The sequence below is a fragment of the Mycolicibacterium elephantis DSM 44368 genome, assembly GCF_004014805.1.
Classification (GTDB): domain Bacteria; phylum Actinomycetota; class Actinomycetes; order Mycobacteriales; family Mycobacteriaceae; genus Mycobacterium; species Mycobacterium elephantis.
The window spans coordinates 1-22,120 of sequence record NZ_ATDN01000011.1 but is presented as its reverse complement, the minus strand read 5'-3'; the positions used below and the strand labels follow the sequence as shown (position 1 = coordinate 22,120).

Genomic DNA, 22,120 nt, shown 5'->3' with positions numbered 1-22,120 from the left:
GTCGAAGTGCGAAAAGCCGCCGCGCAGCCAAACCCCGCGAGGTTTGCGCACGCCCCCAACGCGTTCCGCGAGGTGTTCTCAGAACGGCCGATGTCGGCCGATGTTGTGCCCTATCGAACCCCGGGTGTTGCCCCCGCGACTAGAACACGTTCTAATCCAGTCATGGATTACGGGCTCGTGCTTTTCACCAGCGACCGCGGGATCATCCCGGCAGCCGCGGCCAAACTCGCCGACGACCACGGGTTCACCACCTTCTACGTGCCCGAACACACCCACATCCCGGTCAAGCGGCAGGCCGCCCATCCGACGACCGGCGACGAGTCGCTGCCCGACGACCGCTACATGCGCACATTGGATCCATGGGTCAGCCTGGCCACGGCGTGCGCGGTGACGACGCGGGTGCGCTTGTCGACGGCGGTCGCACTGCCCGTCGAGCACGACCCGATCTCGCTGGCCAAGACGATCGCCACGCTCGATCACCTGTCCGGCGGGCGGGTCAGCCTGGGCGTGGGCTTCGGCTGGAACACCGACGAGTTGGCCGACCACAACGTGCCGCCGGGCCGGCGCCGCACGATGCTGCGCGAGTACCTGGAGGCCATGCGGGCGCTGTGGACCCAGGAGGAGGCGTCCTACGACGGCGAGTTCGTCAGCTTCGGCCCGAGTTGGGCCTGGCCCAAGCCGGTGCAACCGCACATCCCGGTGCTCGTAGGCGCGGCGGGCACCGAGAAGAACTTCAAGTGGATCACCCGCTCGGCCGACGGCTGGATCACCACGCCACGGGACTTCGACATCGACGAGCCGGTGAAGCTGCTGCAGGACATCTGGGCGGACGCCGGCCGGCAGGGCGCACCGCAGATCGTCGCGCTGGAAATCAAACCGGACCCGGAGAAGCTGGCACGCTGGGCCGACCTGGGTGTGACCGAGGTGCTGTTCGGCCTGCCCGACAAGTCGCCCGACGACGTCGCCGCCTACGTCGAGCGGCTGGCGGGCAAACTGGCCGACCTGCCGTGATCAGGGTGTCTTGAAACCTGCGGCGGCGAGCACCCGCTGCCCGAGTTCCCCGGTGACGGCATCGACGAATCTCGTTGCCAGCTCGGGGCTTTCCGACTGTTCGAGCACGGCGATCGGATAGGTGTTGACGGCGGATCGCGCCTCGGGGAAGGCCACGGCGGTGACCTTGTCCTTCGCGTCGATCGCGTCGGTGACGTAGACCAACCCGGCGTCGGCCTGCCCGCTGGTCACCTTGTTGAGGACGTCGGTGACCGATGACTCCTCGCTGACCGGGGACAGTTCGACGCCTGCGGCCTGTTCGACGCGCCGGGTGGCGGCACCGCAGGGCACCTGTGGCGCGCAGACGACGACGGCGATGTCGGGCCGGGTCAGGTCGCGCAGCGACGCGATGGCCTTCGGGTTGCCGGGCGCGACGGCGATGGTCAGCGTGTTCGACGCGAAGTTCACCGGCGCGCTCTCGAGCAGGCCGGCCTCGGCGGCCTTGCCCATGTTGGTGACGTCGGCCGAGGCGAACACGTCGGCCCGGGCGCCCTGCGTCAGCTGCGTCACCAGATCCGAGGAGCCGGCGAACGAAAACTCCACGGATGCACCGGGATTGGCGTCTTCGAATTGTTTGCCGATGTCGGTGAACGGGCTCCGCAGCGAAGCCGCGGCGTATACCACGACGGTCTGGTCTGCCGAGGTATCCGAACCGCAGCCGGTCAGCAGCGCGAGCAGCAGCGCCCCGGCCAGCACCACCCGCGTCATCGTCGGCTACCTCAGCGTCGCGCGGTTGCCGTGCTCGGTCGGGCGCACCGTGATGGCGGCGTTCAGTGGATCGCCGTCGCACATCAGCGCCACCAGCTCGGGGTCTTCGGTGGTGGCCAGGAAGCGCGAGTCGTCGACGTCGAGGCGCGCGACGATGATGCCCGTGGTGGTGGGCCAGTCGTAGCGCACCGAGTACGTCTCGATTGTGGCTGCGCCGTCGGGCTTTTCGGTCACCGAGACTTTCGGCAGCGCGCCGACCTGCTCGTTGAGCTGGTCGCTGCGGTCGGATCGCCACGGGGCGGGCGCGGTGGAGTACACGCCGACCGAGTACTTGCTCATCGTGCCGCCGTTGGCGCCGACGAAGCCGAACTGTCCTGGCCTGTCCCGCAATTGCGTCACGGTTTCGGCGATGGCGTGCAACGAGTAGCTGTTGCCGGGCCCACCGAAGTAGGGCAGCCCGCCGGTCACCGTCAGCCCGCGCGGGTCGGCGCCGTCGATGCCCAGCGCGTCGCAGACGACGAAGACGGGGAACGGAAAGCAGCTGTACAGATCGAAGGTGGCGAAGTCGTCGACGCCGATCTCGGCGACGCGCAGCGCTTCTCGGGCCGCGTGCACCGCCGCGGGGCTGGCGCCCAGGTCGACACGGTCCAGCAGCGACTGCTCGGTGAGGTCCGAATGGCCGTGCAGGTACACCCATTTCGACTCGGGTACGCCGAGACGACGGGCGGCCGCCACCGACGTCATGATCACCGCGGCGCCCTGGTTGACCTGGTCGCGGGCGACCAGCAGGCGTGGATACGGGTCGCAGATCATCCGGTTGTCGTCGGTGACCGTGACGATCTCCTCGACCGAACGTTCGACCGGCGACGACGAGAACGGGTTCTTGGCGGCGACTTTCGACAGCGGGGCGAACAACTCGGCCATCTGCCTGCGGTATTCGGCCACGCCGAGCCCGAGGCGACGGCGACGCGCGTTGTCCAGCAGCCCGTACTGCACCGCCGCGCCGGTCAACCCGTGTTTGGCGGTGTACTCGGTGAAGTACTGGTGGATTTGATGCCCGCGGTCCTCCAACTGGCCGTCGACGTGTTCGGTGAAGTCGGGCTTGTCGTCACGGTCGGCGAAATGCCTCGCCGTGGACCCCGGCTCGGACCCGATGACCATCGCGACGTCCATCTCACCCGCCGCGATCGCACTGCCCGCCTCGGTGACGAGCTTCTGCGGGCCCTGCCCGCCGACGGGTTCCAGCACGACGCGGGTCGGGTCGCCGCCCACGCGGTTCAGCACCGAGCGAGGGTAGTTGTTCGACTTGCCCAGCGTGGCCGGCATCGGCCCGGAGATCTCGAATTGCCGTAGCCCGTATACCGTTTCGATCGCCGTGGCCATCGCGGCCGGGTCGACCCCGGTGTCGGCCAGCGCCGCACGCACCGCCTCCGTCGCGAGGTCCACCGCGGACATGCCGCGGTACCCGGGGTCGTCGATGCGTTCGGTGAACTGGCCGACGCCGACCAGCACCGGAGTCCGCGGATCGACCGCCATGGGCTCACCTTCCTTTTTCGCGAGCGTGCGTGTCTGAGGGCGACACGCCGCGAAAAGTGCGGAGTTTGCGCACGCTCACCACTGCAGGCGAGCTAGTTCGACAGGCTAACCGATGCGGCTTTCGGCACGCCAACCAGTGGGCCTGCGGCCCCGCCGGCGCGCTGCTGCTGCGGCGAACGTGCGTGAAATCGGCTTCTCGCACGGCGTGTCGGCCTCAAACACGCACGCTCGCGCAGATGAGTAACAGGAGTTACAGGCTCTGCAGGATTTCCCGGGCCAGCTGGGCGGTCGCCGACGGGGTCTTGCCCACCTTCACACCCGCGGCCTCGAGCGCTTCCTTCTTGGCCTGCGCGGTGCCCGACGAACCGGACACGATCGCGCCGGCGTGGCCCATCGTCTTGCCCTCGGGCGCGGTGAAGCCCGCGACGTAGCCGACGACCGGCTTGGACACGTTGGCCTTGATGTAGTCGGCCGCGCGTTCCTCGGCGTCGCCGCCGATCTCGCCGATCATCACGATGACCTTGGTGTCGGGATCCTTCTCGAACGCCTCGATCGCGTCGATGTGGGTGGTGCCGATCACCGGGTCGCCGCCGATGCCGATCGCGGTCGAGAAGCCGAAGTCGCGCAGCTCGAACATCATCTGGTAGGTCAGCGTGCCGGACTTCGACACCAGGCCGACCGGGCCGGGTCCGGTGATGTTGGCCGGGGTGATGCCCGCCAGCGCCTCACCGGGCGTGATGATGCCCGGGCAGTTCGGCCCGATGATGCGTGTCTTCTGCCCCTTCTCGACGTTGTATGCCCACGCATATGCGGTGTCCTGCACCGGGATTCCCTCGGTGATGACGACCAGCAGCGGAATCTCGGCGTCGATGGCCTCGATGATCGCGTCCTTGGCGAACTTCGGCGGCACGAAGACCACCGACACGTCGGCGCCGGTCTCCTTCATCGCCTCGGCGACGGTGCCGAACACCGGCAGCTTGATGTCGTTGCCGTCCTTGTCGACGTGTGACACCTCGGTGCCGGCCTTGCGCGCGTTGACGCCGCCGACCAGTTGCGTACCGGCCTTGAGCATCAGCGCGGTGTGCTTGGTGCCCTCGCCGCCGGTGATGCCCTGGACGATCACCTTGGAGTTCTTGTTCAGGAAGATTGACATACTGTGCGTCCCTTACTTGTTCGCCAGCTCGGCGGCTTTGTCGGCACCCTCGTCCATGGTGTCGGCCTGAATCACCAGCGGGTGGTTGGCCTCGGCCAGGATGCGCCGGCCCTCCTCGACGTTGTTGCCGTCGAGGCGAACCACAAGCGGCTTGTTGGCCTCGTCACCGAGGATCTTCAGCGCGTTGACGATGCCGTTGGCCACCGCGTCGCACGCGGTGATGCCACCGAACACGTTCACGAACACGCTCTTCACCTGCGGGTCGTGCAGGATGACGTCCAGCCCCGCGGCCATCACCTCGGCCGAGGCGCCGCCGCCGATGTCGAGGAAGTTGGCCGGCTTCACACCGCCGTGCTTCTCCCCGGCGTAGGCCGTGACGTCCAGCGTCGACATGACCAGACCCGCGCCGTTGCCGATGATCCCGACCGAACCGTCGAGCTTGACGTAGTTGAGGTCGTGCTCCTTGGCCTTGAGCTCCAGCGGATCGGTGGCGTCGCGGTCCTCGAACTCGGCATGCTCGGGATGGCGGAAGTCGGCGTTGCCGTCGAGGGTGACCTTGCCGTCCAGCGCGAGAATCTGACCTGGATCGTCTCCACCGCGGGAGGGAGTGCGCACCAGCGGGTTGACCTCGACCAGGGTGGCGTCCTCGCCGACGAAGACCTCCCACAGCTTGGCGATCGTCACCGCCGCGGTGTCGAGCACCTCGGCCGGCAGATGCCCCTTCTCGGCGATCTCGCGCGCGAAGGCCACATCGACTCCCTTGAGGGCGTTGACGGGCACCTTTGCGAGCCGGTCGGGTTTGGTGGCGGCGACCTCTTCGATCTCCATGCCGCCCTCGACCGAGCACATCGCCAGGTACGTGCGGTTGGCGCGGTCGAGCAGGAACGAGATGTAGTACTCCTCGGCGATGTCGCTGGCCTCCGAGACCAGCAGCTTCTTGACGATGTGGCCTTTGATGTCGAGGCCGAGGATGTTCTGGGCGTGGGTGAAGGCGTCGTCGGGGGTGGCCGCGTACTTGACGCCGCCGGCCTTACCCCGGCCGCCGGTCTTGACCTGTGCCTTGACCATCACCGGCTTGCCGATCTCCTCGGCGATCGCTTTGGCGTCCTCGGCGGTGGTGGTCACCCGGCCGGGTGTGGTGGGCACGTTGTGCTTGGCGAACAGTTCTTTCGCCTGGTATTCGAAGAGGTCCATGGACTCACTGTCTCTAGCGCGTGTTCTGCAAAGGTTTGGGCCGACAGGGCTCGGGGGAACTTTATCGACACGCGCTGAGGCCTTTGGCACCGCCCACCGCTCATGTGGTCGATCTCACCGGCGGGTGTCAGTGATACAGCTCACATTCCAGCGCGGAATATTCGCTTGGCTTGCAGCCAACATTGGAGTGCGGTTAACGTGCCATCTGGTCTAGGTCACGTTTCGGTCACAGCGAAAAGGACTCCGCAGATTGGCAGCGCACCGTTCGTCCCGATTTCCCGCTAAGGGATCGACGAAACGGCAAATCATCGGACGCGCCGACGAAAGCCCCTCCGAAGTCACCGACATCATTCCGTTCAACGAGTTCGGCGATCTGGCCGATTTCGACTTCCGCGAAAACACCGTGTTCGACCGCGAGTCGGCGGTAATCCACGCGCCAGAACTCGACGACCTGCACGACACCGACGATCTGGCGCCGTTGCGGCTCGCCGTGCCGTCGGAGTTCCAACCCGGTCCAGACCACCAACGCCGCACCCGCGCCTACCGCGACAGCCATACCGACACCAGCGACGGCATGGCCAAGACCGACATCATCAACATCGGCCGCCGCGGCGCCCACCGCAAACCCGACGTGCCCGTGAAGGGCCGGCTGATGGTCGCGGCGATGGCCGTCGGCGCCACCGCCGCGGGTGCCTACTCGATGACGCACCCGTCCGCCAAGGAGGCCGACGCCGCCGTGCTGGCGGCCGATCAGACCGCGGTCGGTGGCGGTGCGATCACCGGGTCGATGGACGGCGTGCAGGTCGTGGCGGTCACGCCGGCCGCCAGCTCGGCCGTGCACACCGAGGAGATCCAGAAGGCGGCCGCGTTCGCGCAGGAACGCGCCGAGCGCGAGGCCCGGCTGCAGCGCCCGATGTTCGTCATGCCGACCCGCGGGGTGTGGACGTCGGGCTTCGGATACCGCTGGGGTGTGCTGCACGGCGGCATCGACATCGCCAACTCGATCGGCACGCCGATTCTGGCCGCGTCCGACGGCGTCGTCATCTCGGCAGGTCCGTACGCCGGCTACGGCAACATGGTCAAGCTGCGCCACTCCGACGGCTCGGTGACGCTCTACGGTCACCTCAGCTCGGTGCTCGTCGACGTCGGCCAGCGCGTGTGGGCCGGCGACCAGATCGCCAAGATGGGCAACACCGGCAACTCGACCGGACCGCACCTGCATTTCGAGGTGCTGATCAACGGGACCGACCGCGTCGACCCGGTCGGATGGCTGGCCAAGCGCGGGCTGACGCCCTGAGTCGCCCGGCAACTACTCTGGCTGAGTGGCCGGCGACGACGATTCTGATCTGACACGCCCCGCGCCGTCGAACGCCGAGACGGGCATCATTCGTCGTCATCCAACCGGCGAGCACCCCGTCGGCGAGGAGCCGCAGACCAATATCATCCGGCGCCGCCCCACCGGCCCGAATCCGATCGCGGACCCGCCGACACAGGTGACCGACCTCGGCCCGACGCAGTTGTCGGATCAGGCGCAGACGGGGTACATCCCGCGCGCCCGGCCGATGGCCGTCTCCCCGACGCAACCGGCCCCGCCCAGCCCGAAGACCGCGATAACCGCCGCGGTCATGAGCATCCTGTCGGGTTGGGCCACCGCGGTCATCGCCACCGACCTGATCACCGGTTGGTGGCGCTCCGACCCGCTCTTCTGCGTCGCGGTCGGCTTCCTCACCGCGATCTCGGCGGCCGCCCTCATCGCGGGGCTGATCGGGCTGCTGTTGCGCCGCCGCCTGAGTCGTCTGCTGATCATGGTGGGTGCGGTCATCGCGCTGCTGATCTTCTCCAGCCTGTTCGTCGCGGGCGCCAAGCTGCCCACGGCGGTGTACGCGATCCCGGTCTTCCCGGTGGCCACGATCGTGCTCGCCGCGTTGCCGGCCACGGGCCGCTGGGAGCGATCCGGCTAACGCTCGGGTGCGTCGGTGCGTCGAGACCGACGCAATGGCGGAAGTGTTCGAGCGAAAACGACCAAAGCGTCGGTTTCGACGCGGGCCGGCGTCACAGCTTGGTGATCGGCGCGTGGTTGTGCATCAGCTTGACCCGGCCCGCGCTGCCGAAGTCGATCAGCGACATCGCCGACTCGCCGACGCCGGAGACCTCTTCCACCCGGCCCAGCCCGTACTTGTCGTGGCTGACCCGGTCGCCCGGTTCCAGCACCACCAGCGGGCGCTTCCCGGCCGACGACCGCGTCGGCGACGGACGCGGCGTGCCGAACCGGCCCGCGCCGCTGACCGGAGCGGAGAACGACGGCGTCGGGTCGGTGCGTCGCCAGTCGATCAGATGCTGCGGAATCTCCTTGAGGAACCGCGATTCCGGGTTCAGCATCGGCTGCCCCCACGACGAACGCACCTTGGCCCGGCTGACGTAGAGCCGCTGGCGGGCCCGGGTGATCCCGACGTAGGCCAACCGTCGTTCCTCGGACAGCTCGGTCGGATCGCCCAACGCCCGCATGTGCGGGAACATGCCGTCCTCCCAGCCGGTCACGAACACCGCGGGGAACTCCAGACCTTTCGCCGTGTGCAGCGTCATCATCGTCACCACACCGGCGCCGTGCTCGGGTAGCTCGTCGGCGTCGGCCACCAGCGACACCCGTTCGAGGAACTGGGCCAGCACACTGGTGTCGGGGATGTCCTCGTCCTCGGGATCGATCTCGCCGAGGGCTTGGGCGTTGGCCAGGTCGGTGCTGAATTCGTGTGCAACGCTGACCAATTCGTTGAGGTTGTCCAACCGCGCGAGATCCTGCGGGTCGCTCGAGGATTCCAGCGTGGTGCGGTAGCCGGTCTTGTCGAGCACCGCATCCACCAGGTCGCCGAGTTCACCGTCGAGTTGCCCGCGCAGCTCGTCGAGCATCGCGACGAACCCGGCGATCGCCTTCTCCGAGCGAGTGTTCAGCAGTGGCACCCTGCCCTCGGCGGCCGCCTGAAGCGCGTCGTTGAAGCTCAGCCCGGAGTTCTCGGCGTACACCGCCACGCATGCCTCGGCACGGTCGCCGATACCGCGCCGCGGGGTGTTCAGGATGCGGCGCATGCTCACCGAGTCGCCCGGATTGTCCAGCACCCTAAGATAGGCAACGATGTCGCGGATCTCCTTGCGTTCGTAAAAGCGAACGCCCCCAACGACTTTGTAGGGGATGCCGGAACGGATGAACACTTCCTCCAGCGCGCGCGACGAGTTGTTGGTGCGGTAGAACACGGCGATGTCGTTGTAGGTGAGATCACCAGTCCCATGAGCACCGTCCACCAGCGTGTCGATCTCGCCTGCGACGAACCGGGCCTCGTCGTGTTCGTTGTCGGCGACGTAGCCGACGATGAGCTCACCCTCGCCGGCGTCGGTCCACAGCTTCTTCTCCCGCCGCCCGGTGTTGCGTGAGATCACCGAGTTGGCGGCGTTGAGGATGTTCTGCGTCGAGCGGTAATTCTGCTCGAGCAGAATCGTTGTGGCGTTGGGGAAGTCGCGCTCGAAATCCTCGATGTTGCGGATCGTGGCGCCGCGAAACGCGTAGATCGACTGGTCGGCGTCACCGACCACGCACAGCTCGGCGGGCGCCACCCCTGCTGGATCGTCTCCCGGGCTCTCCCTTCCCACGAGCTCACGCACCAGCACGTACTGGGCGTGGTTGGTGTCCTGGTACTCGTCGACGAGGATGTGCCGGAACCGCCGCCGGTAGTACTGGGCGATCTGCGGAAAGGCTTGCAGCACAGCGACGGTCTCGCCGATCAAATCGTCGAAGTCCAACGCGTTGGCCGCACGCAACCGGCGCTGGTACTCCCCGTAGACCTCGGCGATGATGCGGGGCAGTTCCTCGCCGACGTCGGCGGCGTCGGACGCGGCCTCCTGCGGGCCGATCAGCTCGTTCTTGAGGTTGGAGATGCCGTTGGCCAGCAGCCGCGGCGAATACCGTTTGGTGTCCAGGCCCAGGTCCTTGCCGATCATCTGCAGCAGCCGCCGCGAGTCGTCGGCGTCGTAGATCGAGAAGTTGGAGTTCAGCCCGGGCAGCAGCGACGCCTGGTTGCGCAGGATCCGCACACAGGTCGAGTGGAACGTCGACACCCACATAGAACGCGCGCGGGGCCCGACCAGCGCGACCACGCGCTCGCGCATCTCGGCGGCGGCCTTGTTGGTGAACGTGATGGCCAGCACCTGCCCGACGCCGACGTCGCGCTCGGCCAGCAGGTAGGCGATCCGGCGGGTGAGCACCGCCGTCTTACCCGATCCGGCGCCGGCGACGATGAGCAGCGGCGAGCCCTCGTGCAGCACCGCCTGCCGTTGCTGCGGGTTGAGGCCGGCCAGAAGGTCGCCGTCGGCGGAGCCCAAGCCGGTCATGGCGTCCGAACCGGTCACGTGCACACTCATGTCGCATCCAAACTTACCGGTGACGAGGGACATCCTTTGCGCTGGCGCGGCGATTGGTGGCACACTCATCTGGTGCTCAAAAGCCAGCAAGCGGCGCGACGCCGATTTTTCTACGGGTACCGGTCAGCGGTGCCCGTGGTTTAGCAGCTTCTGTGAGCCCCGTGGTCCGCTTCCGGATCCGGGGCTCGTCTCGTGTGTGAGGCCCGAAACCGGATGAGACCAGATTTGCCACACGACGAGAACGAAGAGAATGCCATGACTACTGAAACTGAGCAGGCTGCCGGCATCGACCAATTGCGCCAGGAGATCGACCGGCTGGACGCCGCGATCCTGGAGGCCGTCAAGCGCCGCACCGAGGTGTCCAAGCTCATCGGCAAGGCCCGGATGGCCTCGGGCGGCACCCGCCTGGTGCACAGCCGCGAGATGAAGGTCATCGAGCGCTACAGCGAGCTGGGTCCCGAGGGCAAAGACCTGGCGATGCTGCTGCTGCGGCTGGGCCGCGGCCGCCTCGGCCACTGACCCCGACGATTTCGGTGCGCAAACACGCGCTCAGCGCTGGTTAGCGCGCCGAAATCCCCTACTACTTGAGGGCGTCGGTCAGCCAGGGCGTCAGCCACTCCACCGCGTCCGGCGTCGGGTGCAGGCCGTCGCTGCGCATCCGGATGCCGTCGATGCGGTTGGTGTAGCCGCCGTTGGGCCCCAGCTTGCGGTTGAGGTCGAGCACCGTGACGTTCGGCCGTTTCGTCGCGACGCGGCGCAGCAGGTCGTTCCAGTTGTCGACGCGCTCGGGCCGGTCTTCGGGATAGAGGGTGCCGTCGGCCCGCTCGCCGCGCCGGTTGTACGGCTCGGTCGTCACGACGACGCGCGCGCCGGTCGAGCCGAGGATGTCCAGCGCACGGTTGAGCTCGGTGCGCAGGTAAGCGTCGTAGACCGGATCGCCGATGTGCGCCCATCGGCCCTCGTGCATCCGGTCGACCACCTCCCAGCGGCCGATGATCAGCAACGCGACGTCGGGCCGGTCGTGGTTGATGCGCTGCGCCCACCGGCTCGGCCACGCGTCGCATTCCGGCTTCTGGTTCAGGGTCTCGCCGACGTGCCGATACGGTCCGCCGCGGGCGATGCCGCAGCCGATCGTGGTGTAGTTGCTGAACGCGAACCCCGGTGTCGGCGGCAGATAGCGCATGATCGTCCACGCCACCGAGTCGCCGAACACCGCGACGGTCCTGGTGCCCGGCGCCAGTTGGGCGGGCCGCTGCACTTCGACGGGAACCTCGGCGCCGACGAACGCGGCCGAGTCGACCTCGCTGGGAACCTGCTCGGCGGGTTCCACCCCCACGGGCAGCACGGTCATCGTCACCACCGCGGCGGTGGCGGCGGTGGCGGCGGCCAGCGGCAGCATCGGAACGATCACCGGGCGCCACCGGCGCACCGGCTGTTCGAGCAACCACCACGACGCCGCGGCCAGCGCGATCGTCACCGCGCATCGCAGCGCGAACAGCGACCAACCCGTCCAGCCGGTGCGTTCTCCGTTGAGCACCAGGAAGATCGGCCAGTGCCAGAGGTAGACGCCGTAGGAGATGGCGCCGAGCCACACCAGCGGACGCCACGCCAGCACGCGGGCCACCGGGCCGTCCTGGTCCAGTGCCACCGCGGCGACGACGAACACCGACGCGATCGCCACGATGATCAGCAGCCCGCCGCGGAAATCGGCGGTGCTGCCCGTCGCGTGGTGCACGGCAAGGCCCAACACCACCAGCCCGATCAGCGACAGCGCCCTGGCGAGCCATCGCCGCCACCGCGTTCGGATCACCGGACCGCCCATCGTCACCGTCGACCAGTCGCGCACCACCAGCGCCGCCGCGGCGGCACCGATGAGCAGTGCCTGCGCGCGGGTGTCGGTGCCGAAGTAGATCCGGTTCAGCGTCGCGTCGGTGGTGTAGACGATCGCCGCGGTCGCCGACGCCGCCGCGCCGACGGTCGCCAGCACCAGCACCGCCGTCCGCAGCCGCGCGCGGAACAGGAAGGCCAGCCCGATCATCAGCATCGGCCACAGCACGTAGTACTGCTCTTCCACCCCGAGCGACCACATGTGCTGCAGCGGTGACGGCGGCGCGCCCTGCGCGAAGTAGTCGGTGCGTTGCGCGACGAAGGCCCAGTTGGCCACCCAGAAGAACGAGGCGACGGCGTCGTCGCGCAGCGACGCGATCGCCTCGGCCGGAAACAGGTGCCGCACCGCGACCACCGCCAGCACCACCACGAGCAGGGCGGGCAGCAGCCTGCGGGCGCGGCGGATCCAGAAGTCGGTCAGGCCGATTCGCCCGGTGCGGGCGTGCTCGTCGAGCAACAGCGAGGTGATCAGGAAGCCGCTCAGCACGAAGAAGACGTCGACGCCCAAGAAGCCGCCGGTCACGCCGGGGATGCCGCCGTGGTCGGCGAGTACGAGGGCCACCGCCACGGCGCGAAGGCCGTCGAGAGCGGGGATGTCGCGGCGCCGATGCGCACGCGCGAAGCGATGTGACAGCGGGCGACGATCAGCGGGCGCGACGTATCGGCGCGCATTCACTTGGGAAATCTTGCCTGCGCGCGCAGACGGGGGCTCGCAGGCGCGGCGGCGTGTCTCGCTACTTCGTCAGCGCGATGTACTTGATGTCGAGATATTCGTCCATGCCCTCGAATCCGCCCTCGCGGCCGAAGCCGGACTCCTTGACCCCGCCGAACGGTGCGGCCGGGTCGGAGATCACGCCGCGGTTGATGCCGACCATCCCGGATTGGATGGCGTCGGCGACGCGCAGCGCGCGGTCCAGCGACTGGGTGTAGACGTAGGCGGCCAACCCGTACTCGGTGTCGTTGGCGGCGGCCACCCCTTCGTCCTCGGTGTCGAAACCGATGATCGGTGCGACAGGGCCGAACACCTCCTCTTTGAGGATGCGGGCGTCGGCGGGCACGTCGGTCAGCACGGTGGCCGGGTAGAAGTTGCCGGGTCCGCCTGGGGCTTCCCCGCCGACGGCGATGGCGGCGCCGCGCGAGACGGCGTCGTCGACGAGTTCGGTGACCTTGGCGACCTGCTTGGCGTTGATCAGCGGGCCCAGCGTGGCCGACTCGTCGATGCCCTTGCCGAGGGTGAACTCGCTCATCCGCTTGACCAGCTTCTCGGTGAACTCCTCACGCACGGCGTTGGCGACGTGGAAGCGGTTGGCCGCGGTGCAGGCCTCGCCGCCGTTGCGCATCTTGGCCAGGATCGCGCCGTCGACCGCGGCGTCGACGTCGGCGTCGTCGAACACCACGAACGGTGCGTTGCCGCCGAGTTCCATCGAGGTGCGCAGCAGCTTGTCGGCCGACTGTTTGACCAGGGCCTTGCCCACGCCGGTGGAGCCGGTGAACGTCAGCTTGCGCAGCCGGCCGTCGTCGATCAGCGCCTCGGTGACCGGCCCAGGGCTGTTGGTCGGCAGCACCGACAGCACACCCTTGGGCAGCCCGGCGTCGTCCATCAACTTGGCCAGCAGCAGCATGGTCAGCGGCGTCTCCTGCGCGGGCTTGACGATCATCGTGCAGCCGGCGGCGAACGCAGGGCCCATCTTGCGGGTGCCCATCGCCAGCGGGAAGTTCCACGGGGTGATCGCGTAACACGGCCCGACGGGCTGCTTGGTGACCAGCACCCGGCCGGTGCCCGCCGGGCTCGGGGTGTAGCGGCCCGCGATGCGCACCGCCTCTTCGGCGAACCAGCGGAAGAACTCCGCGCCGTACTTGACCTCGCCCATGCTCTCCGGCAGCACCTTGCCCATCTCCAGCGTCATCAGCGTGGCGATGTCCTCGGCGCGTGCGGTGATCGTCTCGAACACCGCGCGCAGAATCTCGCCGCGTTCGCGCGGCGCGGTGGCGGCCCACTGAGCCTGCACCTCGCACGCGGCGTCCAGCGCGGCGATCGCGTCGTCGGCGGTGGCGTTGGCGACGGTCGCCAGCACCTTGTCGTCGGACGGGTCGAGCACGTCGAACGTCGAAGATCCGTCGCGTTGTTCACCGCCGATCCACAGTCCGGTGGGCACTGACGACAGCAGCTTCGCGGTATCCATAGTTCCTCTCTTACACCTTCAGGCGTTGTCCCGCACTAGGGTCATCGTCATGAGTGCCGACATACCCGATATCACGGCAACCAGTGCATGGCAGGCATTGCAACGGCATCACGACGACATCGGCGACAGGCATCTGCGGCAGCTGTTCGCCGACGACCCGGCACGCGGAACCGAGTTGACGCTGACGGTCGGCGATCTCTATATCGACTACAGCAAGCACCGGGTGACGCGGGAAACGTTGCAGCTGCTTGTGGACCTGGCCCGCGCCGCGCGGCTGGAGCAGCGCCGCGACGCGATGTTCGCCGGGGTGCACATCAACACCTCGGAGAACCGTGCCGTGCTGCACACGGCCCTGCGGTTGCCGCGCGATGCCGAGCTGGTCGTCGACGGCCAGAACGTCGTCGAGGATGTGCATGCGGTGCTGGACCGGATGGGCGACTTCACCGATCGGCTGCGCAGCGGAGAGTGGACCGGCGCCACCGGCGAACGCATCAAGACCGTGGTGAACATCGGCATCGGCGGCTCGGATCTCGGCCCGGTGATGGTCACGTTGGCGCTGCGCCATTACGCCGACGCCGGCATCACGGCCCGGTTCGTGTCCAATGTGGATCCCGCGGACCTGGTCGCCAAGCTCGACGGGCTCGACCCTGCCACAACGCTTTTCATCGTAGCATCCAAGACGTTCTCGACGCTGGAGACGCTGACCAACGCGACGGCCGCGCGCCGCTGGCTGACCTATGCGCTCGGGGATGCCGCGGTGGCAAGGCATTTCGTCGCAGTGTCGACCAACAAGAAGCTGGTCGACGACTTCGGCATCAACACCGAGAACATGTTCGGCTTCTGGGACTGGGTCGGTGGCCGCTACTCCGTCGACAGCGCAATCGGATTGAGCGTGATGGCTGTCATCGGTAAGGAGCGCTTCGCCGAGTTCCTGGCCGGGTTCCACATCGTCGACGAGCATTTCCGCACCGCACCGCTGGAGGCCAACGCGCCGGTGCTGCTGGGTCTGATCGGCTTGTGGTACAACAACTTCTTCGGGGCGCAGTCGCGGGCGGTGCTGCCCTACTCCAACGACCTGTCGCGGTTCGCGGCGTACCTGCAGCAGTTGACGATGGAGTCCAACGGCAAGTCGGTGCGCGCCGACGGCACCCCGGTGACCACCGACACCGGTGAGATCTTCTGGGGCGAACCGGGAACCAACGGCCAGCACGCGTTCTACCAACTGCTGCACCAGGGCACGCGGCTGGTGCCCGCCGACTTCATCGGGTTCTCGCAGCCCACAGACGATCTCGCGACCGCCGACGGCTCGGGCAGCATGCACGACCTGTTGATGAGCAACTTCTTCGCCCAGACCCAGGTGCTGGCGTTCGGTAAGACCGCCGAAGAGATCGCCACCGAGGGCACCCCGCCGGAAGTGGTGCCGCACAAGGTGATGCCGGGCAACCGGCCCACCACGTCGATCCTGGCCACGAAGTTGACCCCGTCGGTTGTCGGCCAGTTGATCGCGCTCTACGAGCACCAGGTGTTCACCGAGGGCGTGATCTGGGGCATCGACTCGTTCGACCAGTGGGGTGTCGAACTCGGCAAGACCCAGGCCAAGGCGCTGCTGCCGGTGATCACCGCCGACGCCTCGCCCGGGGAACAGTCGGATTCCTCGACGGACGCGCTGGTGCGGCGCTACCGCGTGGAGCGCGGTCGCCCGGCTTAGCGGTCGGGATCGGGGCGGATCCCCCTCCCCGACTGTGCGGTTTCATACGCGACACGCCGGGCGCGGCGTATCGAACCGCACACTCGCGCAAACGCAACGCAGCGCACACTCCCAGCGGAGCGTGCGCCGCGCGGCGTCAGTCAGCTAACCGGTTACGGGGCGGGGATGTTGATGCACCCGATGTTCGGGAGGCATCCGCTCGCGCCGCCGGGACCGGCGACACCACCGGGGCCACCGGGAGCCAGCGAACCGCTGGCCCCACCCGGACCGGCCGAACCCTCAGGGCCACCGGGGATTACACCCTCGGCGCCGCCCAGGTCAGCGGTGCCCTGGGGGCCGCCGGGCACGTGCACATCGGCACCGCCACCGGGGCCGGCGTCGATGTTGCCGATGCCGGCACAGGGCGTGCCGTCGGCGTTCACGCAAGGCGGAGGCGGCGGCTGCGCACCGGCGATCGGTGCGGCGGCGATCGCTGCGGCCGCCGCGCCTGCGAACAACAGGGGCGTCAATTTCGTCAGCTTCACGTTCATGTTCTGTGGCTACCACCGTGGCGCGGCGATGAAACATCCGATGTTCATACTCGGCCGAGGCGCCGCAGTCCGGAAACGGTGTCCGCCAGCGTTTCCTGCGGGTCCCGATAGGTGATGCCGAGCTCGTTCTCGCTCGGTGAGTCGTCGCATGACGGCATCTGGGTGTAGTACTGCATGGCCGCTGCCGTCATCGGCGCGTCGAACGGCAGATACGGTCCGACCACGTCGACCACTCGGCCGATGTTCCGGAGTAGAACGTCCGGGATCGGGTACACCCGAAGTGACACGCCCGCCGCGCGTCCGATCATCGACGCCAGGTCGGCGATCTCGACGCGCCTACCGCCTGCCATGTATCGCCGCGGGCCCTTGCCGGGTTCGAGCAGCGCGGCGTGCAGGGCGGCGAGGTCTCGCACGTCGACCACCGTCCATGCCGCACCGCGGCCGGGCACCCCGCGCATCTGGATCGCCGCCTGAACGCCCTGGGCCGCTTCGCCGAACTGATCGCCCGCCGGAGGCCCGAGCACCATGCCGGGATACGTGATGCTGACGGGCGCACCCGCCTCCTGCAGTCCGCGCGCGTACTTCTCGACCTCCGCCTTGGACTTCCCGTAGCCGTCCGACCCGCCCGCGACCGGAAGATCGGCATGCAGTCTGTGACAGCCGGGGCGGAACAACGCCGTGAAACTCGAGACGTACACGATCGGGTCAAGGCCACGGTCGGCGGCCACCCCGAGCACGTTCCTGGCGCCGGCGAGGTTGGTCCGCAACATCGCGTCGGCTTGCCGGGGGTCGATGGAGACCATTGCCGCGGAATGGATTACCGCATCGCAGCCGTCCATGGCCGCGGCCGTCGAGGAGGCGTCGGCGATGTCGCCGACGGCGTAGTCCCCGGTGTCCCCGGTGTCCATGCCGATCTGCGCGGCGCTTGTCGCCAGCCGTGCCGGGTTGCGGACCAGAAATCTCACCTGGTGGCCCGCCTCGACGACGGCCTTGGCCGTCCACGCGCCGACGAATCCGGTCCCACCCGTCACCAACACCCTCATGGCGGTGCGTATTACCCGTCAGCGCGAGCCGCTACACGCGACGACCTAGGCGAACGGTCTGGTCATCCGCGGCGGCAGCACCTTCAGCAGCTGCACCAGCGGAGCCCACGGCCACCACGGCACCGCCGCCCGTCCGGTCTCGCGTTCGATGGCAGCGACCATCGCGCGCACCCCGGTTTCGTTGTCCACCATCAACATCGTCGACTTGGACTTCGCTGTCATCTCCGACTCGATGTAGCCGGGTTCGAGGACGGTCACCTTGATCGGCCCCTTGGAGTACTCCGCGCGCAGCGATTCGCCGAGCGATGAGACCCCGGCCTTGCTGGCGGCGTATGCGGCTTTCACGCCGGGCACCCCCTTGTTGCCGAGCACCGATGACACCAGCACCAGGTGCCCACCGCCCGACTCCTTGAACATCTCCAGCGCCGTCTCGATCTGCACAAGTGCCGCAACGAGGTTCGTCTCGATGGTGGCCTTGTTCGCCCACAGCTTGCCCGATCCCAGCGGCGCGCCCTTGCCGATGCCCGCGTTGACGATGACACGGTCGATGCCGCCCAGGTCGCCTGCGAGCTGTTTGAACACCGTCGGCACCTGATCGTGGTCGTTGACGTCGAGGGCGGCGACGGCGACCTTGATGTGCCGATGCCGGTCGAGCAGCTCGGCCTTCAGCTCGTCGAGGCGGTCGGTGCGGCGGGCGCACAGCGCCAGGTCGCGGCCCTTCGCGGCGAACGCGCGAGCCATCCCGGCGCCCAGCCCGGAGCTGGCGCCGGTGATCAGGATCTTCTGCCGAGTCACCCCGACAGACTAAGCCAGCGTGATCGGCGTCAGGATGGACACATGGTTTTCCTGCGGTGGGCGGCGTCTCTGCTGGTGGCGGTCGGTGCGTGGGGGTCCCAGGCCGCTGCCCATGCCGAGCCCGTCGGCCCGCTGTACCGGCTGGTCGACACCGCGGCGCAGCGGCTGGCCACCGCCGAACCGGTCGCGGCGGCGAAATGGCTGCACGGCGGGCCGATCACCGACCCGTCGCGCGCCGAGGCGGTCCTCGACGCCGTGGCCGCCGACGCGGCCGCGCACGGAGTCGACCAGGGCTGCGTGCGAACGGTCTTCGCCGACCAGATCGATGCCACCGAGGGCATCCAGTACACCCGCTTCGGCCAGTGGAAGCTCGAACCGGCCACGGCGCCCACCGCCGCACCCGATCTTTCTCAGTCGCGCGCGCAGATCGACGGGTTCAACCGAGCCATGGTCGACAAGATTGCGCAGCAATGGGATTGGCTGCATGGGCCGGACTGCACGTCCGTGCTGGCGGATGCGACGGAAGACGTCGCCGCCGCCCGCGACCTCGATCCGCTGTACCGGCATGCGCTGTCGGCGGCCACCCGGTCCTACTGCCCGCGCAGCTGATCCGACGTAAACTCGAGCGCATCGACGAACCCCGGAAACGACCCCGCCAAGAACGGTCTCGAGACACCGTGGAGGTGCTGCTCGAGTCCGCGGCGCAGGTGTTCAACCGCGAAGGCCTCAGGGCGACGACCAACCGCATCGCCGAGCGCGCCGGCGTGTCGATCGGCAGTCTCTACCAATATTTTCCGAACAAGCAGGCGCTGCTGCGCGCGTTGGCCCAGCGTCACGTCGACGAGGCGCAGGCCCGCATGGACGAGGTCTTCAAGCGGCTGCGCGACGAGGAACCGCCGTTCGAGGATTCCATGCGCATGCTCTTGGAGGCCGTCGTCGACCTGCACCGCGACCGTCCGGGCCTGCACCGGCTGATGCATCGGCTCGGCCCGCGCCTGCCCGCCGATCTCGACGTGCTGCGCTCGTTCGAGGACGACATCTGCGGAGAGGTCGCCTACCACCTGGTGCGGTGCGGCCGCGACGGCGGCGACGCCGAGTTGACCGCCCAAACCGTGGTCCACGCGGTCGACGCGCACCTGCACCGGGTCATGACCGCCCGCGATATGGACGTCGAACAGCTGGTCGCCCTGGTCAGCCGGGTGGCGCCGCCGTCCTAGGGGGCCGTATCCGGCGAACCCGACAGCACCTCGTCGCGCACCGTGCGCAGCGCGTCGACCAGTTGGCTCAGACCGGGCTCCTCGATCGGGTAGTGTCCGCAATTCTCCAGCAGCACAAGGTTTGTCAGTCCGGCGATGCGATCAAGGAAACGGATACTGACCTCCGGCGGGGTCCAGCGGTCCGCTGCCGGATGCACCAGGGTGACCGGCGCCGCGCGGAACGTTTCAGGCTGGGCGTGCTCGAAGTTCAGCCAGCTGCAGAGGAATCCGAGCGGCACCCGCACCCCGCCGCCCTTCGGGTCGGTGGCGCACAGCCGGGTCAACTCGGGATCGAGGCTCATGTTGTTCATGTCCACAAGCCAGCGGATCGGCACCCGCACGCGGCCGCACAGCAGGTCGACCGCCTTCATCAACGAAGGCGCGACCGGCCCGATCGCCGGGATGCGCGCGGCCGCCCGCCGCGCCGCGCGATCGGACGTATCGAGCAGGCAGGTGGCGACGACGTGGGCGATTTCACCTGTACGCGCGGCGGTTTCGTAAGCCATCAGCCCGCCCATGCTGGCGCCGAGCAGCACGAGCGGACGCCGGTCATGCGCGCGTTCCGCGGCCACGAGGTCGGACAACAGATCGAGCCAGTCCTGGTAGCGGACCGACCCCGGGTCGGGCTCGACGGTATCGCCGTAGAGCGGCATGTCCGGTGCCAGCACTTCGACGCCTTCGCGCGCGACGGCGGCCGCGATCGGCCACAAAGCACCCGAGTAGCCGCCGCCCCCGTGGATGACCATCAGGCGGATCGCCGCGTCCGGCGCGCTCGCCCGCGCGACGTGGATCCTGCGACCGCGCCAGGACCACCAGGTCGAGGTCGGGTCGATCGGCGGATCCGGGCGGTGGCGGGCGGGCAGGAACGACGCGTATCTGCGGTACTCCATGCCTTCGAGCGTCGGGCATCCCGCCCGCCGGGGCAACTCGCATTCGCCCAGGCGGCCTCGACCCTGCACAGCGGCTTGACCAGGCGCGATTTCGCCGGACGGCGACCCGGCCATCGCGTGCTCACATTTACTTGAGCAGCCGCGACAACCGCCGGTCGGCAAGCACCTTTCCGCCGGTCTGACACGTCGGGCAGTACTGGAACGACTTGTCGGCGAAGGACACCTCGCGCACGGTGTCCCCGCATACCGGGCACGGCAACCCGGTGCGCGCGTGCACCCGCAGCCCGGACCGCTTCTCCCCCTTCAGGGTCGCCGCCTGCTGACCGACCGAGCGTTCGACGGCGTCGGTCAGGATGCTGATCATCGCGTCGTGCAGGGCGGCCAACTGCGCCTCGGTCAGCTTGCCTGCGGTCGCGAACGGCGACAGCCGGGCGGCATGCAGGATCTCGTCGCTGTAGGCATTGCCGATGCCCGCGATCACCTTCTGGTCGGTGATGACGGTCTTGAGCCGGCCGCTGTGGTTTCCCAGGACATCCGCCAGTTCGTCGGGACCCAGGGACAACGCATCGGGACCCAGCGCGGCGATGCCGGGCACCGAGGCCGGATCGTCGACGAGCCACACCGCAAGCCGCTTCTGCGTGCCGGCCTCGGTGAGGTCGAAACCCGGTGCCTCGCCGGGGGTTCCGAGATGCACACGGAGCGCGATCGGTCCCTTGCCGGGTTTCAGCGGCGCCGCGGCCAGCTTGTCCGACCAGCGCAGCCAACCCGCCCGTGACAGGTGGGTGATCAGGTGGTGGTCACCCACCTGCAGACCGAGGTACTTGCCCCACCGGCCGGCGCCGGTGACGGTTTGGCCGTGCAGCGCCGACGGCGGCGGGTCGAAGGTCTTGAGCACCGACAACGCCGACACGTCGATGCGTCCGACAGTCAGGCCGACAGCGTGCCGGCGCAGGTGGTCGGCGAGCGCTTCGACCTCGGGCAGTTCAGGCATGTCTCTAGTCTGCCGTCCGCACCACCAGCGACAACAGCCAACTGACGACCGAAAGCACGATCGCCGCCCAGATCGCCGTCCACCAGAAGTCGTCGATGTAGAGGCCCCAGTGGGTGGTGTTCTCGGTGATCCACGACGTGATCCACAGCATCAGCGCGTTGATGACGATGTGGAACAGGCCGAGGGTGAGGATGTAGAGCGGGATCGAGATGATCTGCACGATCGGCTTGATGACCGCGTTGACCAGACCGAAGATCACCGCGACGACGAAGATGACCCCGACTGTCTGTAGCGTCGAATCACCGCCGACGAAACGGATACCGGGGACGATGAGCGTGACGACCCATAAGGCCAGCCCGGTCAACGCCGCGCGCAACAGGAACGACATCGCATCAGCCTAAACCAGGCAACGCAGGGAAGGGCCGAACATGGAATTCGCGCAACGCACCGTCGACCTCGCCCGGCGCAACGTCGAGGAGGGTGGCCGCCCGTTCGCCACCGTCATCGTCAAGGACGGTGAGGTCATCGCCGAAAGCGCCAATCAGGTTGCCCAGACGCATGATCCGACCGCCCACGCGGAGATCCTCGCGATCCGCCAGGCGTGTACGAAGTTGGGTACCGAGCACCTCACCGGTACGACGATCTACGTGCTGGCCCACCCGTGCCCGATGTGCCTCGGCTCGTTGTACTACTGCTCCCCTGACGAGGTCGTGTTCCTCACGACCCGCGACGCCTATGAGCCCGGATTTTTCACGGAAACTTGTGTTTGGTGGTGTGTAGATAAGCGAA

The 22,120-nt window shown here is 68.1% G+C and carries 21 protein-coding genes; 8 read left to right on the top strand and 13 right to left on the bottom strand.

The window, feature by feature from the left end; translation table 11 throughout:
* Nucleotides 1-162 precede the first annotated feature (162 nt).
* A complete protein-coding gene (locus MELE44368_RS09145; protein ID WP_128108210.1) occupies nucleotides 163-1,011 on the top strand; it encodes an LLM class F420-dependent oxidoreductase in 849 nt (282 codons plus the stop codon).
* On the opposite strand, the gene modA is transcribed toward MELE44368_RS09145, so the two are convergent.
* The 4 genes from modA to sucC all read right to left on the bottom strand — a co-directional run bounded on the left by modA (nucleotide 1,012) and on the right by sucC (nucleotide 5,731).
* On the bottom strand, nucleotides 1,012-1,758 hold the full coding sequence (modA, locus tag MELE44368_RS09140) for a molybdate ABC transporter substrate-binding protein (protein WP_128108209.1): 747 nt from the start codon (nucleotides 1,756-1,758) through the stop codon (nucleotides 1,012-1,014).
* A gap of 6 nt (nucleotides 1,759-1,764) precedes the next feature.
* The gene (locus tag MELE44368_RS09135) at nucleotides 1,765-3,294 is read right to left on the bottom strand and encodes an acetyl-CoA acetyltransferase (RefSeq protein WP_128108208.1); all 1,530 of its coding nucleotides are present in this window, start codon (nucleotides 3,292-3,294) and stop codon (nucleotides 1,765-1,767) included.
* A gap of 250 nt (nucleotides 3,295-3,544) precedes the next feature.
* On the bottom strand, nucleotides 3,545-4,447 hold the full coding sequence (gene sucD / locus MELE44368_RS09130) for a succinate--CoA ligase subunit alpha (protein ID WP_128108207.1): 903 nt from the start codon (nucleotides 4,445-4,447) through the stop codon (nucleotides 3,545-3,547).
* Between the two features lie 12 nt (nucleotides 4,448-4,459).
* Complete coding sequence (gene sucC, locus MELE44368_RS09125; protein ID WP_264032522.1) at nucleotides 4,460-5,731, bottom strand: ADP-forming succinate--CoA ligase subunit beta; 1,272 nt, start codon at nucleotides 5,729-5,731, stop codon at nucleotides 4,460-4,462.
* Between the two features lie 160 nt (nucleotides 5,732-5,891).
* On the opposite strand from sucC, the gene MELE44368_RS09120 reads away from it, so the two are divergent.
* Nucleotides 5,892-6,938: a M23 family metallopeptidase gene (locus MELE44368_RS09120; protein WP_128108205.1), complete on the top strand. Its 1,047-nt coding sequence runs from the start codon at nucleotides 5,892-5,894 to the stop codon at nucleotides 6,936-6,938.
* 25 nt (nucleotides 6,939-6,963) lie between these two features.
* Complete coding sequence (locus MELE44368_RS09115; protein ID WP_164890066.1) at nucleotides 6,964-7,602, top strand: hypothetical protein; 639 nt, start codon at nucleotides 6,964-6,966, stop codon at nucleotides 7,600-7,602.
* A gap of 91 nt (nucleotides 7,603-7,693) precedes the next feature.
* Here MELE44368_RS09115 and pcrA read toward each other — a convergent pair whose 3' ends face one another.
* A complete protein-coding gene (pcrA, locus tag MELE44368_RS09110) occupies nucleotides 7,694-10,048 on the bottom strand; it encodes a DNA helicase PcrA (protein WP_241566535.1) in 2,355 nt (784 codons plus the stop codon).
* 213 nt (nucleotides 10,049-10,261) lie between these two features.
* Here pcrA and MELE44368_RS09105 point away from each other — a divergent pair, with 213 nt between their 5' ends.
* The gene (locus MELE44368_RS09105) at nucleotides 10,262-10,567 is read left to right on the top strand and encodes a chorismate mutase (RefSeq protein WP_128108204.1); all 306 of its coding nucleotides are present in this window, start codon (nucleotides 10,262-10,264) and stop codon (nucleotides 10,565-10,567) included.
* Nucleotides 10,568-10,628: 61 nt separating this feature from the next.
* Here MELE44368_RS09105 and MELE44368_RS09100 read toward each other — a convergent pair whose 3' ends face one another.
* Both MELE44368_RS09100 and MELE44368_RS09095 read right to left on the bottom strand, forming a co-directional pair.
* Nucleotides 10,629-12,569 (bottom strand): acyltransferase family protein, encoded by a 1,941-nt coding sequence (locus MELE44368_RS09100; protein WP_128108269.1) that lies wholly within the window; start codon nucleotides 12,567-12,569, stop codon nucleotides 10,629-10,631.
* A 100-nt stretch (nucleotides 12,570-12,669) separates the two neighbouring features.
* On the bottom strand, nucleotides 12,670-14,118 hold the full coding sequence (locus tag MELE44368_RS09095; protein ID WP_128108203.1) for an NAD-dependent succinate-semialdehyde dehydrogenase: 1,449 nt from the start codon (nucleotides 14,116-14,118) through the stop codon (nucleotides 12,670-12,672).
* A gap of 49 nt (nucleotides 14,119-14,167) precedes the next feature.
* On the opposite strand from MELE44368_RS09095, the gene pgi reads away from it, so the two are divergent.
* The gene (gene pgi / locus MELE44368_RS09090) at nucleotides 14,168-15,826 is read left to right on the top strand and encodes a glucose-6-phosphate isomerase (RefSeq protein WP_128108202.1); all 1,659 of its coding nucleotides are present in this window, start codon (nucleotides 14,168-14,170) and stop codon (nucleotides 15,824-15,826) included.
* Between the two features lie 152 nt (nucleotides 15,827-15,978).
* Here the strand turns inward: pgi and MELE44368_RS09085 are convergent, their stop codons facing one another.
* From MELE44368_RS09085 to MELE44368_RS09075, 3 genes are read right to left on the bottom strand one after another with little or no spacing between them, the layout of a single operon-like run.
* The gene (locus tag MELE44368_RS09085) at nucleotides 15,979-16,356 is read right to left on the bottom strand and encodes a hypothetical protein (protein WP_046749920.1); all 378 of its coding nucleotides are present in this window, start codon (nucleotides 16,354-16,356) and stop codon (nucleotides 15,979-15,981) included.
* A 44-nt stretch (nucleotides 16,357-16,400) separates the two neighbouring features.
* Nucleotides 16,401-17,399, bottom strand: a complete 999-nt coding sequence (locus MELE44368_RS09080; protein ID WP_128108201.1) for an SDR family NAD(P)-dependent oxidoreductase — start codon at nucleotides 17,397-17,399, stop codon at nucleotides 16,401-16,403.
* Between the two features lie 45 nt (nucleotides 17,400-17,444).
* Nucleotides 17,445-18,194 (bottom strand): SDR family oxidoreductase, encoded by a 750-nt coding sequence (locus MELE44368_RS09075; RefSeq protein ID WP_128108200.1) that lies wholly within the window; start codon nucleotides 18,192-18,194, stop codon nucleotides 17,445-17,447.
* A 42-nt stretch (nucleotides 18,195-18,236) separates the two neighbouring features.
* Here MELE44368_RS09075 and MELE44368_RS09070 point away from each other — a divergent pair, with 42 nt between their 5' ends.
* Both MELE44368_RS09070 and MELE44368_RS09065 read left to right on the top strand, forming a co-directional pair.
* Nucleotides 18,237-18,803: a chorismate mutase gene (locus MELE44368_RS09070; RefSeq protein ID WP_128108199.1), complete on the top strand. Its 567-nt coding sequence runs from the start codon at nucleotides 18,237-18,239 to the stop codon at nucleotides 18,801-18,803.
* Nucleotides 18,804-18,871: 68 nt separating this feature from the next.
* Nucleotides 18,872-19,411 carry a TetR/AcrR family transcriptional regulator gene (locus tag MELE44368_RS09065; RefSeq protein WP_128108198.1) on the top strand — a complete coding sequence of 180 codons (540 nt, stop codon included), beginning with the start codon at nucleotides 18,872-18,874 and terminating at the stop codon, nucleotides 19,409-19,411.
* On the opposite strand, the gene MELE44368_RS09060 is transcribed toward MELE44368_RS09065, so the two are convergent.
* The 3 genes from MELE44368_RS09060 to MELE44368_RS09050 form a co-directional block, all read right to left on the bottom strand.
* Nucleotides 19,408-20,340: an alpha/beta hydrolase gene (locus tag MELE44368_RS09060; protein WP_128108197.1), complete on the bottom strand. Its 933-nt coding sequence runs from the start codon at nucleotides 20,338-20,340 to the stop codon at nucleotides 19,408-19,410. The two genes, MELE44368_RS09065 and MELE44368_RS09060, sit on opposite strands and share 4 nt — an antisense overlap.
* Nucleotides 20,341-20,467: 127 nt before the next feature.
* Nucleotides 20,468-21,331, bottom strand: a complete 864-nt coding sequence (locus MELE44368_RS09055) for an Fpg/Nei family DNA glycosylase (protein WP_128108196.1) — start codon at nucleotides 21,329-21,331, stop codon at nucleotides 20,468-20,470.
* 4 nt (nucleotides 21,332-21,335) lie between these two features.
* Nucleotides 21,336-21,719 (bottom strand): phage holin family protein, encoded by a 384-nt coding sequence (locus MELE44368_RS09050; RefSeq protein ID WP_128108195.1) that lies wholly within the window; start codon nucleotides 21,717-21,719, stop codon nucleotides 21,336-21,338.
* Nucleotides 21,720-21,759: 40 nt separating this feature from the next.
* Between MELE44368_RS09050 and MELE44368_RS09045 the strand changes: the two genes are divergently transcribed.
* A partial coding sequence (locus tag MELE44368_RS09045; protein ID WP_164890065.1) for a nucleoside deaminase occupies nucleotides 21,760-22,120 on the top strand: 361 nt, incomplete at its 3' end.